Genomic DNA, 17,536 nt, shown 5'->3' with positions numbered 1-17,536 from the left:
AGGTTAGCCCTCGACCGCCGCGCCGGAGCTACCGGACGCGGGCTTAGAATTGGAGGCGGTGCTGACCCGCTCGGTCTTCACCTTGGTTCCGGGAGAGAGGGTGTCTTGACCGCGCACGATGAGCATGGCGTTGCTTGGAACGCCCGAGACCTGGATTAGGCCATCTTTTTGCAAGCCAAGCGTCACCGGAATTCTCTTTGCCTTGTCTCCGTCGACGATGAAGACGAAAGCGTTATCGCCTTGGCGAACGACGGCTCCTTCCGGAACGACGGTAGCGTTAGAGATTTGGCGAAGCTGGATAAGCCCCTTGGCGAACATGCCCGGCTTGATCCGCCCGGCCCCGTCGCTAAGCTGAATCCTCACGTCGAAGAGACGGCCAACGCTTTCGGCCTGGGGGCTTACCGCGCTCACGGTTCCCGCAAAGGTTTGGCCCGGCAGGGCGTCCACCGTGACGGTTACCGGAAGTCCGGGACGGATTCGAGACACTTCCGCGCTCGGCACCTGGCCGCTGAAGTAGACGCCCTGGTTGCCGATGAGCCGGGCGACGGTGGTACCACCACCCGCCACGGCGCCGGCCTGGATCGGTTTTCCGAGAATCTTGCCCGCGAACGGAGCCCGTATCTGAGCATCCGCAATCGCTTGACGCGCGATGGCGACCTGAGCCTGGGCAGATTGAACCTGAGCGCGGGTCGACTCGACCTGGGCTCGGGCGGAGTCGACCTGGTCGCGCAAGAGCGGATCGAGCTCTTTCTGAGCTTGGGCCGTGCGAACCGATTCCTGAGCCTGGCGAACCTGGTCGCGCGCGGCGTCGATATCTTCTTGGCGGGTTCCGCTCCGGATCAAACTGAGCGCCTGGACCGCATTGTCGTACTGCGATTGCGCGGTCGATACCGCGTTCTGCTGCTGGTCGAGCCGATTCCCGGCGATCGCTCCCTCTTTGACGAGCGTCTCGATCCGCTTTAGCTCTTTCTGCTGAGTTTCCAAGGTCGATTTGGCGGCCGCAACGTTCGACTCCGCTTGACGCCTTTCTTCGGGCCGCGCTCCGTTCAACGCCTTTTGAAGTTGAGACTGAGCCCCTCGAAGGGCGGCTTGGGCCTGACGGATCGCGGACGAGGTTTTGGTCGGGCCGACCGAGGCGTTACGAAGCGCCTGCGACAAAGCCGACCGCGCCGAATTGCTCGTGGCCAGCGCCTGGCCGACCTGGGCCTGTGCCTGGTTCAACTGAGCTTGGAGGGTTGCGGTGTCGAGCTGGGCGATCAATTGACCCGCCGACACGGTGTCTCCGTCCTTTACGAAGACCGAGGCAACCCGGCCGGATTGCTTGGATCCGATCGTCGCGTCCTGGCCGGCGGTTACGTCGCCGGTAATTTCCAGCGTTTCCGTGAGCGAAGTCGTGGAGACGGGCTGAACCGAGACGACGCGGATTGGGTCGCCCAGGAGCTGCGCCGTTTTCTTGGCCTGATCTTGGGCCTGGCGATTGACGCATCCGGCGCCTGCGAGCACCATGACACCGGCAAGGACGAAGGTGAGAGTTCGATTCATCGTGCGCCTCCGGCCGTGGAAGCCGTAGTTTGGGGAGCCGTCGTGGGGGAAGCGGTGGAAGCCGCTAAAGTGTCGGAGCCCACTGCCCGCTGAAGCTGAGAGTAGGCGACTAAATAGTCGTAGCGCGCGCCGACCTCGGCATTACGCGCCTGGGTGAGCGACGTCTCGGCGTCGATGACCTCGACATAGGTTCCCTCGGCGGCCTCTTGCCGAACTCGGGCGAGACGGAAGACTTCCTCCGCAAGCTGGCGCTGACTGATCGCGCTTCGAAGCCGGGCTTGGGCGCTGGCGAGGTTTTGTACGGCGTTCCGCACGTCCTGCGAGATGAAAAGCTCGGTCTGCTCGAGGTTGATCTTCGCCTGCTGCTCATCTTGCCGAGCTTGGCGGACGCGGGCGCGGGTCACTCCGCTGTCGAAGACCGGAATGCTCAGGGCAAGCACGGCGTTCGTCGATTCGGGGCGGGCGCTGAAGCCGGCGGCGTCGATCTGACGTTGGTAGTTGACCCCAAGGGTAAGGCTCGGGTTCAACGTCGCCTCGGTGGCGCGCACGGTATATCCGAGGGCCCGCAAGGTCCGAACCAAGGCCTGAACCTCCGGCCGCTCGATCTGGCCGGTTCGTACGAGCTCGTCGACATTCGCCGTCAATGGAGGAAGCGCGGTGATGTCGACGAGCTCCACCGGCGTCTCGATCGGCCGGGCGAGGGTTTGGTTGAATGCGTACTTGGCAATCTGAAGACTGTTCTGCGCGGTAATCAAGTCGGTCTCGGCCTGAGCCACCTGCGCCTCTAAGCGAGTCACGTCGACGCGCGCGACCTGCTCGCCCGCGAGGAGCTTTCTGCCTTGGTCGAGTCGTTCCTGAGCATCGCGGACCGCTTGCTGCTGAACCCCGACGAGAGCGCTTGCGCGCAAGACATTGAAGTACGCCTGTCTCGCGGAGAGCCTCGTATCGTTCAAGGTCGCCCGGAGGGTCTGCTGGGCGGCCCGGTAGCTTTGATCCGCGGCTTGGACGGTTCTGGCAAGGTTGCCCGAGATATCGATCGGAAGGCTAAATGCCAGACCGCCGACCTTTTGATCGAGCGGCGAAACGACGATCGAGCCGCCCCCGCCGAGGGCGGCGGTCTGCGATTGGTCGAAACGCGTGTAGGTGGCCGAAAGTCCGACCTTGGGCCCCATGTTCCCTTTGGTTTCCTCCACTCGCTGCCGACTCTTTTCCACGTTTGAAGCTTGAATTCGCACCGCGAACGCGTTCTGCTGAGCGATCGCCACTGCCTGGTCGATCGTCAATGGCCCCGACGGGGCCTGGGCCGGCGTTTGTAGCTGCATGAGCGCAACGCCGACCGCCGCCATAAATGTTCCCAAATTAACCTTCCTCCCTGTTGAGCTTATCCCGCTCGAGGTGTTCGATCTGCTTCGCGAAGTCGTCGAGGAATTCCTTTACCGCCTCGAGCTTAAACACGACCAGACCTTGATGGATCGGGTGCCTCATGATGAGCACCTTGTCTCCGGGCTGAAATCCGATTTCCGTACGCGCCTCGGCGGGAATTACGATTTGCCCCCGCTCGCCCACGGTAGACGTTCCGAAAAACGCCTCCGAGAAGTTCCAGCACCCTTCACCATTCTTTCCTTTCATACTTTTCATACGGAGCGTACCACGCGTTACCCTCATGCATCTCGTGAGCGTGACGCCAAACTAGCAACTTTGCTAGTTCGTTGAAAGCCTCACTCTACAAGTGCAAGCGGGGTAGCGTTTTGGGGTGCGTCACGTAATCTTCCTGGCAATGGCCATACTCGCCGCTTCGGCGATGGCCGACGACTTTGGCCCGCTCGAGATCCGCAACTTTCGTTCGGTCTCGATCCCTTTTCTGCGGATCGATCCGCGCCCGGACGTCCTCGGCCAGGGGGAGCGGTCACTTTCGCTCGGCTTCACCGCGGCCAACGATATCCGCAAGCTATACGTCGGAGGCGTGGCTGTGGTTGACGAAGATTATGAAATTGACCGGCTTTTGGCCCGGTACCGCGTCGGACTCGGGCACGAGTTAGACGCTACCTTCGATTTGCCGATTCTCGACCGAAGCGGTGGGTTTTTAGACCCACTGGTCTCCGCTTGGCATCGATTCGTGTTACGGGGCTATCCGAGCCAGCGAGACGGCGTGCCGTACGGCCAAATTCGGGTGCTGTTGCCTGGAAACGGACCGTACGGATCGGCGTTTGGAATCGGCGATCTCTCGGCGTCCCTGTCGCGTCGGTTAACTCCCCGGCTCATGGGAACCGTTGCGGTGAAGCTGCCCACCGGCGATGCCCACAAGATCCTTGGATCGGGCGCGGTCGACTCGGCGGTCGCGCTGCAGTACCGGACGGCACTCGGTCCGCGATGGACGGTGTTCGTGCAAGCCGGCGCGGTCGCCCAAGGGAGTTCGACGGAACTTCGCAACACGCGCCCGCTGGTGCACCAAGAAGCGGTCGTCTTAACCTGTCGCGCGAATTCGCGCGACGAGTGGGTCGCCCAGTGGCAAGGGGAGGCATCTTCCACCGAGACCGGGATTTCGGGATCCGACGCTCCGCACCGGCTGATCAGCTTCGGATTCCACCGAAAACTTTCGGAGCGCCAGATGTTGGAGCTGTTCTTCAGCGAAGACCGAGACTTCCTCAACATCGGCGGCCTAACCGGGGTCGGTCCCGACTTCACCGCCGGCGTTCGCGTCGTCACCCGGTTCTAATCCCGGCGGAGCTGGCCCAGCGACAATCCACTTAAGCAAATTCACCGTCGGCAAGGCGCCCTCCCTCTCCTCTTCAAAGCGGGCGCCTATCAGTCGAAGGTGCGTCCAATTGCAGATCCCGCATCAGCGCTGAAAGCGCGACCTCCTAAAGCGAAGGGCGAAGCCCTGGTAAAGGTGCTCACCGAATACAATGCAACAGGCTCTCCTCGTGAGTAATCGGTGAGTCCCCAGGAACGATGGCAAACCCCCGGGGGAGAGATGGGCGCGCCGATGCCGGATTCGCCGGCCATGGGGCACAAATGAGCGAAGATATGACCGAACGGCAATTTCGAGATACGGAAACCGGTCTCTCAAACGTCTTCGATTTCGAATCGCTGCGTGCGCTGACACCCGCTCGCTTGGAACTGCGCCGGGCCGGACCGGCGCCGTCCACCGCCGAACGGCTTCGGTTCGCCGCCGACCACTCGCTTGCCCGGGACGCGGTCCGGCGGCCACTGGACGCTCGAAGCCTGCTGGTGGTGCTCGAAACCATCGGGATCGAGGCGGTCGAGGTCCGTAGCAGAGCATGCTCGTCCTCCGACCACCTGCTACGCCCGGACCTTGGCCGTCGCCTCGACCCAAAAGATTTGGTGCGCCTCGCAGGTCCGACGGAAACGGCGTGGGTGATTGCGGACGGCCTTTCGTCGGGCGCGGTGGAACGGTACGCCCCTCGGCTGCTTTCGGCGGTTGGCGGAGTCGGGCGGGCGGTCGTCGTTCATCACGGCCGAGTGGCGATCGGCGACGAGATCGGAGCGGCACTCGGGGCCTCGCTATCGATCGTCTTGATCGGCGAGAGGCCGGGCTTGTCGGCGGCGGAGAGCATGGGCGTGTACGTCACCTACGGACCGGCCGTTGGCTGTACGGACGCGCAACGCAACTGCATCTCCAACATCCGCGACGGCGGCCTGGCTCCCGAAGCTGCCGCCGAACTACTATCCGAGATGGTTGCTCGCGCTAGGCGCGAGCAAAGAACCGGGGTCTAGTTGTTGAAGTCTTGGGGAACGATCACCCTCAGAGCCCGGGGGGCAATCGCGAATTTCATTGGGGTCGATTCGTTCAGCTCGCCGTCGACGGTAACGCGCATCGGCGGCATCGAAGTAAGCGTCCCGCCGGTTGTCTCCTGGGAGCGGACCTCGGGTAAGTCGACCTGATGGCCGGTGGGTAGCCGCAACGCCAGTTTTATGAAGGCGATTTTGTTCGTCGTCGCGAGGGCGTAGAAAGTCAGCTTTCCGTCAGTGATGCTCGCATCGGGCGAAAGAGGGAACGGGCCGGCATGGTACCGGCCGTTGCCGATGACGAGTTGCAGCGTCTCGAACTCCTGCACCCCGTTTTCGGTTTCGATCCGCACCTTAATCGGCTTAACCTTACGGATCGCCTTCGCTAACGCGATCGCATAAACGAACCGCCCGAACTTGCGTTTTAAATCGACGGTGAGCGCCTTGGCGATGCTCGTAGTGAGCCCGATCGTGGCAACGTTGATAAAGTAATCGTCGCCGGCGAATCCGAGGTCGACCGCCTCAACGCGTCCTTCCACGATCGTTCGGCACGCGCTCTCCACATCGGCCGTGATGCCGAGGTCGCGGGCGAAGGCGTTACCGGTGCCTAGCGGCAGCACCCCGAGAACCGAGTCCGAACCGACGAAGTGGTGCACGACCGAGCTGATCGTGCCGTCTCCTCCGCCGACGATAACGAGAGGAACCTTTTCCGCGACCGCTCGCCCCACGGCGGCGGAAAGGTCATCGACTTTCTCGAACACCTGCGCGTGCTCCAGCTCCACCCCTTTATCGCGCAGCGAAGTCCGCGCATTCTCAAACCACTCTTGCCCTCGACGCGATTTACTGTTGACGTACAACACGGCTCGTCTTGACCGCGATTCGATCGAATCTGAAGTAAGCGTCGCCTCAGTCTTGTTCATTCGTAACGATGAGACGACGGTGACGCTACTTCGGGCGCGGCAGTCCCAAAGAACGCCTAAGCCGCGAACTTATAACCCACGCCGCGGACGGTGAGAATTCGTACCGGCTCGTCCGGCGCGGACTCGATTCGAGTTCGAAGCCAGCGGACATGGACGTCGACGGTCCGCGCGGAAACAAACGCATCTCGCCCCCAAACCCGGTCCAAGAGGGTCTCTCGGGAGAAGACGTGGCCGGGGTTGCTCGCCAGGAAGTAGAGGAGGGCGAATTCCTTCGGTGACAGCGTCAGCGTTTCGCCTTCCAGCCAAGCCTCATGGCTTCGAGGATCGATTCGAAGGTTGCCCCGCTCGATCACCTCGCGGACCGGCTCGCCGGTGGCCCGCCGAAGGATCGCCTTCACCCGGGCGACGAGCTCGGAGAGATTGAACGGCTTGACGACGTAATCGTCGGCTCCCAGCTCCAGTCCCTTGATCCGGTCCGTTTCGTCTCCGCGGGCGGAGACCATGAGGATGGGGGTGGAACTCTCTTTTCGCACGGCTCGACAAAAGTCGAAGCCGGAACGCTGGGGCAGCATGATGTCGAGGATCACAAGGTCGGGCTTAACCCGCCGGAAGAGCCGCATCCCTTCCTCGGCCGAATCGGCGGTGAAGGTCGTATAACCTTCTCGCCGGAACTTTGTCTCAATCGTTTCGACGATCGTCGGCTCGTCATCAATGATCAGCAGCTTCATCGGCTTTGGACCTTCCCGCTAGAACCCGCTTTAACGATCTCCATTAACACCATATGTTCTGGGATGACTTTTAACTCACTTACGTTAAGCGACGGTAAAACTGCGGCAGTTCGTAGGGCCATTCGTGGCTTCGGATTCAATGGTAGCCTTATGGCGTGAACTACCGCCCCCTCGGCCGAACCGGTTGGAATGTCAGCGATATCAGCTTCGGCGCATGGGCCGTGGGAGGGACCTGGGGACCGGTGGAAGACGAAGAATCGCTCAAGGCGATGCATCGGGCCGTCGACCTGGGAGTTAACTTTTTCGACACCGCCGACGTGTATGGCGACGGACGCAGCGAGCGGCTGATCCGCCGACTCCGAGCGGAGCGAAGCGAGGAGATTCACGTCGCCACCAAGGCGGGCCGCCGGCTTAACCCACACGCGGCGGAGGGATATACCCGCGAAAATCTGGAGGCATTCATCGACCGCAGCCGTGAAAACCTCGGCGTAGATACGCTCGATTTGCTGCAGCTCCACTGTCCGCCCAACCCGGTCTATTATGAGCCGGACGTCTTCGGGGCGCTCGACGATTTCGTCTCGGCCGGCAAGATCCGGTACTGGGGCGTCAGCGTCGAAAAGGTCGAGGAAGCGATCAAGGCGACCGACAACCCGAACTGCCAGTCGGTGCAGATCATTTTCAATATCTTCCGGCAGCGCCCCGCCGATCTGTTCTTCGACCTCGCATTGGTACGCCAGGTCGGCGTCATCGCGCGCATCCCGCTCAGCAGCGGAATGCTCACGGGCAAGCTAAGGCCCGATAGCCGCTTCGATGCCGACGACCACCGAACCTTCAATCGCGAGGGGGCCGCTTTCGATAAAGGGGAAACTTTCTCAGGAGTTCCGTATCAGGCGGGTTTGGAAGCGGTCGAGGAGCTTCGGCAATTGATACCTTCCGGAATGACGATGGGGCAGTTCGCCTTGCGCTGGGTCCTCATGTCCGACGCGGTGACATGCGCAATCCCCGGTGGGAAGCGAGTCGACCAGGTCGAGCAAAACTGCGCCGCATCCGACTTCGATCGGATTCCGGTCGAGGTCATGGCCGCGGTACGCGAGATCTATAACGAGCGCATTCGACCGCTGGTTCACGACCGCTGGTAGGGCTCTACTTAACGACCCTACGCTCATTTTATGCTCTCCCAACGCGTATAACGATGTAATGTTCACGCCCTACGACTGGCAAGAGGGGATCGGCAATCGCGCGCAGTACATCGAGGGGAAGCTGGCGCAGGGCGCACCCGTCTTCGCCGTTTCGATTCCGGAGGGGATCCTCGTCTTCACCTTTCGACGCCAAGCGAGAAAGATCTACGAAATCTACGACCGTTTGTTGTTCGCCGGGATCGGGCAGCAGTCGGACGTCGAGGCGATCCGAATGGGAGCGCTCGAGTTCGCCAGCCGCGAGGGCTATAACCGCAGCGACGAGGACGTGACCATACAGCGGGTGGCGACGGCGATGAGCGCACCCCTGAAGCGAGCGTTCTCCGACTTCAGCGCTTCGCCCCTGGTCGCCCGCTCGCTGTTCGCGGAAGTTAACGCGACACCGGACGAGGATCTGTATTACGCCCTCGACTACGACGGGGACTACACGATGTCCCGCCGGATCTCGGTGATCGCCGGCACGCAAGAGGTGGTGGACGCTTCCACCGAACGGCTTCAAAAACTGGACGTCTCGGCGCCCACCGAATCGCTGATGGCGTCGCTTCAAGAGACCTGGGTCCACGTGCTGAACCCTGAGGGGCACCGCTCGACCGAAGAAGTGATCCAAGGCCTCAGCCCGGAGGCCGTGCTGCTCGAGCGAAGCAACCTGCGCGAGAACCGTTTCCGACTATTGACGCCCGAAGAATTCTAACGTGGCACCGGCATCTTGCCGGTGATCCGGTGTCCCTAACGCGAAGCGTTGTAGCCGCAGGTTGGCTCGTACCTGCGCGAGGGTGTTTCGCTCTTTGACCAAACATGCGGATAGGTGGTGGGTTGTCGCGCAGGTACGAGCCAACCTGCGGCTACACGGCTGCGCCGTACACTTACAAACCGGCGCTCTTGGCCACCCAGACGGTTCCTTGAGGGGTGTCGCGGAGCTCGATGCCCATGGAGTCAAGCTCTTGGCGAATGGCGTCGGCGCGGGCGAACTCCTTGGCTCGCTTGGCTTCGGCCCGCTCGGCGATCTTCGCTTCGATGACGGAGGCGTCGACTGCCGGGGGGGCGCACTCGGCCTTGGCGTCGCCGTACTGGCTGCGGACGATTCCGAGCAGGTCGTTGATCCGGTCGAGGAAGCGTAGCGAGCTCTCCGCCGTCGCCATCGACATGCCTTCCGCCTCGCGGGTGATCGCTCGGGCCCCCTCGAGCGCTTTGGCCAGGGCGACCGACGTATTCAGATCGTTGCACATGGCGTCCAGTGCTTGGTCGCCGAGATCTTCCAGAAGCGTGCCGAGAACGTCCTCGCCATCGCGCTTCGCTTCCAGGGCCGCCGCCACCGCGTGATCGGCCCGGCGCAGCCGCTCGACGTTGCCGGTCGCGTCGTTTAGACCCTGCTCGGTGAAGTTGAGCTCCTTCGTAAAGTGGGTCGACATCAAGGCGAGCCGCACGGCGAGCGGGTCGGCCCCTTTAGCAAGCAGATCGCGAACCGTGTAGAAGTTCCCCTTCGACTTGCTCATCTTCTCGCCGTCGACCAACAGGAACCGGGTGTGAAGCCAGTGATTGCTGAACGGCTTGCCGGTGAGACTCTCGCTTTGGGCGATCTCGCACTCGTGGTGCGGGAATCGATTGTCTTCCCCACCGCTGTGCAGGTCGAGCGTCTCGCCCAGGTACTTCATCGCCATGACCGTGCACTCGATGTGCCAGCCCGGAAAGCCCCATCCGTAAGGCGAGAACCACTGCATCAAGTGTTTGTCGTCCTTCTTCCACAGGGCGAAGTCGGACGACTCTCGCTTGTTCTCGTCCACGACTACCGCCTCGCGGACCGCCTTGCGAAGGTTGTCGCGGGTGTTGCCGCTCAACTTTCCATAGTCGGGAAAGCTCTCGATGGAAAAATAAACGCCGGTAGGGGTCTCGTACGCGTGTCCGTTCTTGATCAGCTCTTCGACGGCCACAATCTGCTCGCGGACGTGCTGGGTTGCCTTGGGCCGGATCTCCGGCTCGACCATATTCAGGTTTCGCCAATCTTCGCGGTAAGCCTCGGTGTAGTACTCGCTCAGCTCCCACACGTTGTGAAACTGCTCCCCCTCCTTGCTTCGGAGAGCCCGCTCCATCTTGTCTTCGCCTTGGGCATCGGCGACGTCGTCGTCGGTAAGGTGCCCCACGTCGGTGATGTTGCTGACCCAGGTGACCCGCCAGCCGATCGCCCGCGCCGTCCGCACCACGAGGTCCGCAGTGAGAAAGCTGCGGAAGTTTCCAATGTGCGCGTACGAATACACCGTCGGCCCGCACGAGTAAAAGCGAAGGTGGTCGGGCTCGAGGGTGGCGAGGGGCTTCACCTGTCCGGAGAGGGTATCCGTTAGGCGGAAGGTCTTGGCGGGCATCCCTTTGAGTCTACCGCTGGACGAGGGATACTCTTGTATGCGCTTTGCATTGGCCATCGCCCTCGGCCTCTCCGCTACGGTGTCTTATGCGGACCTTCCGTGGAGTCCGACGATTCGAACGGCACTCGTGCTTTCGAGTAAGTCGAGGCAGCCAATCCTGGTGCGAGTTCTCTCTCCGTTCGGCTCGCCCGTCTTCCCCGCGGCTGCTTCTTCGTCGGACCTCGAAGAGGCGATGCGTCACTTCACTTTGGTGCGCGCCTCGTCGTACGACGAGCTCAGGACGATCCTGCCCGCCCTCCCCGCCGCCGGAGGGCCGGGACTCGTGATGCTCGACTCAAACGGGCGGTTACTCAAGCGGCACGGGGGATTCGTTCACGACGTGGACATTTTCTACATCGTCTCGCGCACCCAATGGCGGATCAGCCATGAGGACAAGATTCGTGCCCTCGCCCAAAAGAACCCGTCCAACCCAAATCTCAATGGGGACCTGGCGACGCTGGCGGCGATGGACGGCGACCTAGGCCGCGCGGGCAACCTCTTTACGCAATATTCCAAAAAGATGGACGTCTCGCACCGAGTGGCCGCGCTGGAAGCGATGGGGGACGAGTGGCGGATGCGCGGCGATTTTCTGAACGCGATCCACGCCTACCGCGGAGCGCTTACCAATCCGATGCCGAGCGACGCCGCCGGCCGACTCCGGGTGCACCTGACCCTTTGCCTGTTGCGAAACGGAGACCCGAACGGGGCATCCGCGGAGATCTCCAAGGTCAAGGGTTACCTCGCCAGTTCTCCGCTTGCAAGCTACGTTGGGGTGATCCGCAAGCGGATCTTCCAAACGACCTTGGCGCCCCGGATGGGGCGGCCGGCTGCCCGGTAACCAGGGGCGCTTTACTCGACGGTGACCGACTTGGCGAGGTTTCGCGGTTGGTCGATTTCGCAGCCGTTGAGCCGGGCGACGTGGTAGGCGAAGAACTGCATCGGAATGATCGAGAGCAGGGCCGACATGAACGGGTAGACGCAAGTCGGGACCCGAATCACATCGTCCGAAGCGCGCGAGGTGACCGTATCGTCGTCGGTCGTGACCGCGATGATCGTGCCGCCTCGGGCCTTCACTTCCTGCATGTTGCTAACGACCTTGTCTCGAAGGTCGGGCTCCGTCGCTCCGAACATCGCGACGACACCGGGCTGAACCAGCGCCAGCGGTCCGTGCTTCATCTCGCCGGCCGGCGATTCTTGAGTCGGGATGTAGGCGATCTCCTTCAGCTTCAATGCGCCCTCGAGTGCCACGTGGGCATCGGCGCCGCGGCCGAGGAAGAAGCAGAGCGGCATGTTGCGATACATGTCCGCGATCCCCTTCATCTGCTCCTCGAGCTCCATACACGTCTCGGCCCGCTCGGCGAGCTTCGTCAGCTCCGCGACCGCTTCGTCCACCCGAACGCCCGGCATCTCCTGAACCTGGGCAATGTAGAGCGCCAGGAGCGAGAGAACGATGACCTGTGCGGTGTATGCCTTGGTGCTGGCAACCGAAATCTCGGGACCGGCCTGAGTGAAGATCGTCTTGTCGCACTCGCGGGCGATGCTGGAGCCGATGACGTTGACGACGCCGAGGGTCCGGATCCGGCGTTGCTTGCAGAGACGAAGCGCGGCAAGCGTGTCGGCCGTTTCACCCGACTGGCTCACAAAGATCGCCAACGAACGTGGCGAGAGAACCGGATCGCCGTAGCGGAATTCGCTCGAGTGGTAGACGTCGGTCGGCAGTCGAAGGATCTTCTCGAAGAGGTGCTTGCCCATGAGCCCCGCGTGGTACGCAGTGCCGCAGGCGATGATGTTGACCCGGTCGATCTCGGTCCAAACGTGCTCGTTGAACACCTGCTCCAGGCGAACGCGACCTTTCTCGTCGATGCGTCCGGCGAGCGCCTGGCGGATGACCTGCGGCTGCTCGTGGATTTCTTTGAGCATGAAATGCTCGTAGCCGCCGCGCTCGGCGGAGGTGATGTCCCAGTCGATGTGGATCGGTTTGACCGGCTGCTCGCGCCCGTCGAGATCGACGATGGAGACTGAGGTTCGCGTGATCGTCGCCACGCAATCCTCCTCCATGATGACGACTTCACGGGTGTAGGGGAGGAGGGCGGGGATGTCGCTGGCGAGCATGTTCTCGCCTTCGCCGACGCCGAGAACGAGCGGGCTGGCATTCCGCGCGGCGACGATCTTCTCCTGCTCGACGTTGCTAATCACCACGAGCGCGTAGGCGCCGCGGAGCCGGAGGCACGCCTTACGGACCGCCTCCTCGATCGGCACTCCCTTCTCGTACTCCTCGCCGATGACGTGAGCCGCGACCTCGGTGTCGGTCTGCGACCGGAACTTGTGCCCTTTGGCGATCAGCTCCTCACGGAGGTCGAGGTAGTTCTCGATGATCCCGTTGTGGATCATCGCGATCCGCTCGTACGCGTCGTAGTGCGGGTGCGCGTTGGCGTCGGTCGGCCCGCCGTGCGTGGCCCAGCGAGAGTGGGCGATGGCCAGCTCCGACTTCCGTGGCGTCTGCTCCAGCAGCTTGTGCAGCTCGTTCAGCTTGCCCGCGCGCTTTACGACCTCGATATGGCCGTTGTCCAAATACGCTACGCCGGCGCTGTCGTACCCACGGTATTCAAGCCTCTTAAGCTGGTCGTAAACGATCTCGACCGCATTCCGAGGTCCGACATATCCGGCAATTCCACACATGCTAGCAATTTTAGCCGACCGACGCGGCTTCCTTAGGTCCCCCGCCCATTCCGAAGGAAATAACCGCTCGCCCGTAGCGTCGGCCCCCTTGCCGATGATGGCGAACGCACGTTCGCCCTCGGGAGGGGCCGCTCTGGAGAGCAGCGGTCCGGCGGGCCTGACTCGCCCACCCCAACCTCCCGGCCGAGCAAGACTGGTAAGTGACCTATTTCTGAGATAGGTTAAGCGGATGGTAGACGAAGCGTAATCCCTCACCTCCCCAGGCGGCGGGAAGCGCTTTGGGAGTGCGCGAAGCCCTTCGCGCTTTTCGCAGGCGCGGAGCGCCTCCCCCTTTCGACGTAAGGACAGAGCGGGAGCTCTGCGGTCCGCATGGGGATACCGGATCATCGGCGGGGGCGCCGACGCTACTGGCACTTGCCGCGCCGGACGGACGTTGGGGAAGGTATCCTCTCTTACCGCGCCGGGATGGCGGAACGGTAGACGCGGCGGTTTCAAAAACCGTTTGGGGAAACTCAGTGCGGGTTCGAATCCCGCTCCCGGCACCAGCGGAGCTGCCCATAACGTGAGAGCAATTTCGAAAGTGCGACCTGAGCCTGGGGTCGAGATCGTCCAGGTACCGGAGCCCAGCGTGGGGCACGGACAGGTCAAAATCAAGCTTGAGGCGGCCTCCGTCTGCGGCACCGATCTCCACATCTACAACTGGGACGCGTGGGCATCCTCCCGAATCAAGCCGCCGACGATCATCGGCCACGAGTTCTGCGGAACGATCGTCGAGGTCGGCGAAGGGGTGCTCGACCGAGCGGTCGGCGACTTCGTCAGCAGCGAAAGCCACATCGTTTGCGGCCACTGCAAGCAGTGCCTGAACGGCCAGGGGCACGTGTGCGTCAACACCAAGATCCTTGGGGTCGACGTGGACGGCGGGTTCGCCGAATACGCGGTGATCCCGTCGCAGAACGCCCGACCGACCAACCGGTCGGTGCCGCGCGAGATCGCGGCGTTCCAAGACGCACTCGGCAATGCGGTGCACACGGCGATGGCGGGGCCGCTCAAAGATCAGGTGGTCCTGATCACCGGAATGGGCCCGATCGGCCTCTTCGCCGTTTCGGTTTGCAAGGCGGCGGGAGCAGCGAAGGTGATCACCACCGAGATCTCGCCCTACCGGATCGACCTCGCCCATAAGGTGGGAGCCGATCTCGTTTTGTCGCCCAAGGATGGCGACCTTTGCTCGCGGATCGAGAAGGAAGCGCCGGGCGGGGTGGACGCGACGCTGGAGATGTCGGGGCACCCTTCTTCTCTGGAGCTGGCGGTGCAGTGCACCCGACCCGGGGGGCGCATCTCGCTTCTCGGCCTGTATGGAAACTCCATGCAAACTGTGGACATCAACGCGCTGATTTTCAAAGGGATCGACCTCCAAGGGATCGTCGGCCGCCGGATCTGGCAGACCTGGGACCAGATGGGCGAGCTGCTGGAGGGCGGCAAGCTGAACCTGCGACCGGTCATCACCCACCAGATGCACTACACGGAGTTCCAGCGTGCGATGGAGCTGATGAAGGCGGGACAGGCGGGCAAGGTCGTGTTTACGTTCGAAAGTTAGCGGTTGGCGGTTAGCAGTTGGCGGTTCGGAGAGGCGTATGGACTGGAGGCATCTTTCCGCTAATTTTGCAGAGATCTACTCCCGAATCGCGCAAGCGGCAGAGGCGGTAGACCGGGATCCGGCGTCCGTTACTCTGATTGCGGTTTCGAAGACGTTTCCGGTCGACGCGATTCGGGCGGCTTACGACCTGGGGCATCGGCACTTTGGGGAAAGCCGACTACAGGAGGCGCTGCCGAAGATCGAGGCGTTGCCGGAGGATATCGTTTGGCACTTCATCGGAAAGCTTCAATCGAACAAGGCGAAGCGGGTCGCACAGCTTTTCGACGTCATCCACACGATCGAGTCGGAAGCACAGCTCAAGGAGATCGCAAAAGCAGGACGCCGTGTCGATGCGTTGATCGAGGTGAACGTCGCTAACGAGGCGCAAAAATCAGGCATATTTCCTGTAGCTCTTGACCTGCTCCATGCAAAACTCCTAGACTTTCCTCAAGCAAGTTTCCGAGGCCTGATGACGATCGGCCCGGCGACCGACAATCCAGAAGAGATGCGTCCGATTTTTCGGAAGCTTCGCGAAGAGAATGCTCGGCTCGGCGGCCAATGGCTCAGCATGGGAATGAGCGGGGATTTCGAAGTGGCGATCCAAGAGGGAGCGAGCCACGTGAGAATTGGTACGGCGCTATTTGGAGCGCGATAGGAGACGAATCATGGAAGAGATGGTTATCCAGGACAAGCCTGGTTTTTTCGGCCGTATTACCGGCATGTTTACTCGTACCGAAGAGTACGAAGTCATGGAGGAAGAGGCGGCCCCGGTCATGCATGACCGCACCAGCGCGGTCGCGGCTTCGCAACTTCGCCAGAATTACCGATACACGGTGACGGTTCGCCGACAGATCACATCGTTCGACGACGCGATGGCGGCGGCAAACGGTCTGAAGCGCGGCGAGCAGCAGATCATGAATCTCTCGGCGACCGATCCGGTCACCCGCCAGAAGATCGTCGACTTTATGTGCGGCGTCAACTTCGCGCAGGAAGGGACCTGGGAAGAGGTCGGCGAGCACGTCTACCTCATCGTCCCGTCCAACGCCTACGTAGAGCTCGCCCCTCCCACCCCGCGCGTCAACGCGCTACGGAACTAATCCAGCCCAACGGGGTAATGCCATCCAGTTTTTGCCCTGGCGAACCCTCGGAGAATACAAACACAGAGGCACAGAGACACGAAGGCACGGAGTTCTCGGCTACTGGATCTTTGTGTCTCTGTGCCTTCGTGTCTTTGTGTTAACTCCGGACGGAAGGTTCGTTCGATAAACTGGATGGCATTACCCCTTGGGGTTGAGTCCGGACTCAACCCCGTTGGGGTAGAAATTGGCGGCTGATGATACCAGGGTAGCTCGTGCCTCGCAACCCTTCGCTGGGGGGACGAAATCCCTTCGGGATAGGGGCTGACCTCCCCACTGGCTGCACGTGGCAAGCGAACTCGCATGGTTTTGCCGACTCCTTCAGTAATGATTTGAAAGTCCCGCGAGGCGGCTGGGCTTGCGTCAACGAGGACGAACCTCGGACGGCGACGGCGCTTTGGCGGTATTTTCTAAGCTGCCGTCGATCGCTATGAATGTCCTTGTCGTTTACGCCCACCCCGAGCCGCGGAGTTTTACTGGTGCGTTGAGAGACGCGGCGGTTCAGACGTTAACCGAGCAGGGGCATGAGGTGCAGGTCTCGGACCTGTATTCGATGGGGTTCAACCCGGTGCCGGGGTGGCACGATTTCGTCGACCACGACCGGCTTGAGTTTTTCGGCTACGAGACGGAGCAGAAGCGGGCCACCGCTGCCGGGTCTTTCGCGGCCGACCTTCGCTTGGAGATGGAGAAGCTTGCGCAGGCCGATCTGCTGATTCTGGTCTTCCCTCTCTGGTGGTACGGCTTCCCCGCCATCCTTAAGGGGTGGGTCGACCGCGTTTTCGCCGCGGGATTCGCCTACGGGAGCGGGCGGTGGTACAGCAAAGGGGTTTTCCGAGGGAAGCGGGCCATGCTGGCGTTTACGACCGGCGGTCCGGCAACGGCTTATTCCGCCGACGGCCTACAGGGCGACATTGCCAGGATCGTCTATCCGCTCCATCACGGCATTCTCCACTACACGGGGTTCGACGTTTTGGAACCGTTCGTGGCATTCGGCGCCAGTTACGCCGAGCCAGAGAGCCGGGCTGCGATTCTCGCCTCCTTCGAAGCACGGCTGCGCGGGCTGGAGTCGGAGGCGGCGATCCCGCCGCCCGATCTGGGCGACTTCGACGAACGCCTGCGACGCAAGTAGCGTGGCATGGGCTTCCAGCCCATGCGTATCACGACCATCCTGGTCGTGTGAATTGGGCCAAAGGCAGGATGCCTTTGGGACCCACTGGCTGGAAGCCAGTGCCACGTCAGGACACAATAACCTCGTGGACGAACTTTGGGAGCTGGTAAAGAAGATTCCGCGGGGGCGGGTGGCGGCTTATGGGGCGCTTGGGGCGGCGTTGTCGCGGCCGGTGAGCGGTTACCTCGTGGGGCGGATGATGGCGAACTGTCCGCCGGATGTGCCTTGGTGGCGGGTGGTGGACCGGCACGGGAAGATGGTGGTCGCGAAGCGCGACCCGGTCGCGGCGGAGACGCAGCGGCGGCGGCTGGAAAACGAAAAAACGGAAATGGCCGACGAGGACACCGTGTCCCCATCGGCCTTTATCGATCCGGATCTCTTGTGAGCG

17 protein-coding genes and 1 tRNA gene are annotated in these 17,536 nt (G+C 62.1%); 11 read left to right on the top strand and 7 right to left on the bottom strand.

Annotation, left to right across the window (positions count from 1 at the left end):
• Positions 1–3: 3 nt before the first annotated feature.
• Genes OP10G_RS15690 through OP10G_RS15680 form a run of 3 tightly spaced genes read right to left on the bottom strand, consistent with a single transcriptional unit; the run spans position 4 to position 3,180 of the window.
• Complete coding sequence (locus tag OP10G_RS15690) at positions 4–1,542, bottom strand: efflux RND transporter periplasmic adaptor subunit (RefSeq protein WP_025229491.1); 1,539 nt, start codon at positions 1,540–1,542, stop codon at positions 4–6.
• Complete coding sequence (locus OP10G_RS15685) at positions 1,539–2,888, bottom strand: TolC family protein (RefSeq protein WP_025229492.1); 1,350 nt, start codon at positions 2,886–2,888, stop codon at positions 1,539–1,541. The genes OP10G_RS15690 and OP10G_RS15685 overlap by 4 nt, the downstream gene beginning before the upstream one ends.
• Positions 2,889–2,901: 13 nt before the next feature.
• Positions 2,902–3,180 (bottom strand): AbrB/MazE/SpoVT family DNA-binding domain-containing protein, encoded by a 279-nt coding sequence (locus OP10G_RS15680; RefSeq protein ID WP_227624944.1) that lies wholly within the window; start codon positions 3,178–3,180, stop codon positions 2,902–2,904.
• Between the two features lie 139 nt (positions 3,181–3,319).
• On the opposite strand from OP10G_RS15680, the gene OP10G_RS15675 reads away from it, so the two are divergent.
• Positions 3,320–4,258, top strand: coding sequence for a DUF3187 family protein (locus OP10G_RS15675; RefSeq protein ID WP_025229494.1), 939 nt, complete (start codon positions 3,320–3,322; stop codon positions 4,256–4,258).
• A 299-nt stretch (positions 4,259–4,557) separates the two neighbouring features.
• Entirely contained in the window at positions 4,558–5,280 is a 723-nt protein-coding gene (gene eutC / locus OP10G_RS15670) for an ethanolamine ammonia-lyase subunit EutC (protein ID WP_038475539.1), read from the top strand.
• Here the strand turns inward: eutC and OP10G_RS15665 are convergent.
• Both OP10G_RS15665 and OP10G_RS15660 read right to left on the bottom strand, forming a co-directional pair.
• Positions 5,277–6,212 carry a lipid kinase gene (locus OP10G_RS15665; protein WP_052547787.1) on the bottom strand — a complete coding sequence of 312 codons (936 nt, stop codon included), beginning with the start codon at positions 6,210–6,212 and terminating at the stop codon, positions 5,277–5,279. The genes eutC and OP10G_RS15665 overlap by 4 nt on opposite strands.
• Positions 6,213–6,268: 56 nt before the next feature.
• Complete coding sequence (locus OP10G_RS15660; RefSeq protein ID WP_025229495.1) at positions 6,269–6,940, bottom strand: response regulator transcription factor; 672 nt, start codon at positions 6,938–6,940, stop codon at positions 6,269–6,271.
• A 155-nt stretch (positions 6,941–7,095) separates the two neighbouring features.
• Here OP10G_RS15660 and OP10G_RS15655 point away from each other — a divergent pair, with 155 nt between their 5' ends.
• Positions 7,096–8,079: an aldo/keto reductase gene (locus OP10G_RS15655; RefSeq protein WP_025229496.1), complete on the top strand. Its 984-nt coding sequence runs from the start codon at positions 7,096–7,098 to the stop codon at positions 8,077–8,079.
• Positions 8,080–8,137: 58 nt separating this feature from the next.
• Positions 8,138–8,827 (top strand): hypothetical protein, encoded by a 690-nt coding sequence (locus tag OP10G_RS15650; protein ID WP_025229497.1) that lies wholly within the window; start codon positions 8,138–8,140, stop codon positions 8,825–8,827.
• 172 nt (positions 8,828–8,999) lie between these two features.
• On the opposite strand, the gene cysS is transcribed toward OP10G_RS15650, so the two are convergent.
• Positions 9,000–10,493 carry a cysteine--tRNA ligase gene (cysS, locus tag OP10G_RS15645; protein WP_025229498.1) on the bottom strand — a complete coding sequence of 498 codons (1,494 nt, stop codon included), beginning with the start codon at positions 10,491–10,493 and terminating at the stop codon, positions 9,000–9,002.
• A 37-nt stretch (positions 10,494–10,530) separates the two neighbouring features.
• On the opposite strand from cysS, the gene OP10G_RS15640 reads away from it, so the two are divergent.
• Positions 10,531–11,370, top strand: a complete 840-nt coding sequence (locus tag OP10G_RS15640; protein WP_025229499.1) for a hypothetical protein — start codon at positions 10,531–10,533, stop codon at positions 11,368–11,370.
• 11 nt (positions 11,371–11,381) lie between these two features.
• Here OP10G_RS15640 and glmS read toward each other — a convergent pair whose 3' ends face one another.
• Entirely contained in the window at positions 11,382–13,211 is a 1,830-nt protein-coding gene (gene glmS, locus OP10G_RS15635; RefSeq protein ID WP_025229500.1) for a glutamine--fructose-6-phosphate transaminase (isomerizing), read from the bottom strand.
• Positions 13,212–13,670: 459 nt separating this feature from the next.
• Here glmS and OP10G_RS15630 point away from each other — a divergent pair.
• From OP10G_RS15630 to OP10G_RS26920, 6 genes are all read left to right on the top strand, one after another.
• Positions 13,671–13,756, top strand: a tRNA-Leu gene (locus OP10G_RS15630).
• A gap of 17 nt (positions 13,757–13,773) precedes the next feature.
• Positions 13,774–14,805, top strand: a complete 1,032-nt coding sequence (tdh, locus tag OP10G_RS15625; protein ID WP_025229501.1) for an L-threonine 3-dehydrogenase — start codon at positions 13,774–13,776, stop codon at positions 14,803–14,805.
• Between the two features lie 37 nt (positions 14,806–14,842).
• A complete protein-coding gene (locus tag OP10G_RS15620) occupies positions 14,843–15,499 on the top strand; it encodes a YggS family pyridoxal phosphate-dependent enzyme (RefSeq protein ID WP_025229502.1) in 657 nt (218 codons plus the stop codon).
• Between the two features lie 10 nt (positions 15,500–15,509).
• Positions 15,510–15,941 carry a cell division protein SepF gene (locus OP10G_RS15615; protein WP_025229503.1) on the top strand — a complete coding sequence of 144 codons (432 nt, stop codon included), beginning with the start codon at positions 15,510–15,512 and terminating at the stop codon, positions 15,939–15,941.
• 469 nt (positions 15,942–16,410) lie between these two features.
• Positions 16,411–17,109, top strand: a complete 699-nt coding sequence (locus OP10G_RS15610; protein WP_025229504.1) for an NAD(P)H-dependent oxidoreductase — start codon at positions 16,411–16,413, stop codon at positions 17,107–17,109.
• Between the two features lie 124 nt (positions 17,110–17,233).
• Entirely contained in the window at positions 17,234–17,533 is a 300-nt protein-coding gene (locus tag OP10G_RS26920; RefSeq protein WP_025229505.1) for an MGMT family protein, read from the top strand.
• Positions 17,534–17,536: the final 3 nt, after the last annotated feature.

This window comes from Fimbriimonas ginsengisoli Gsoil 348, assembly GCF_000724625.1.
GTDB classification, from domain to species: domain Bacteria; phylum Armatimonadota; class Fimbriimonadia; order Fimbriimonadales; family Fimbriimonadaceae; genus Fimbriimonas; species Fimbriimonas ginsengisoli.
The sequence above is the reverse complement of the archived record's forward strand: the minus strand, read 5'-3'. Positions and strand labels throughout refer to the sequence as shown.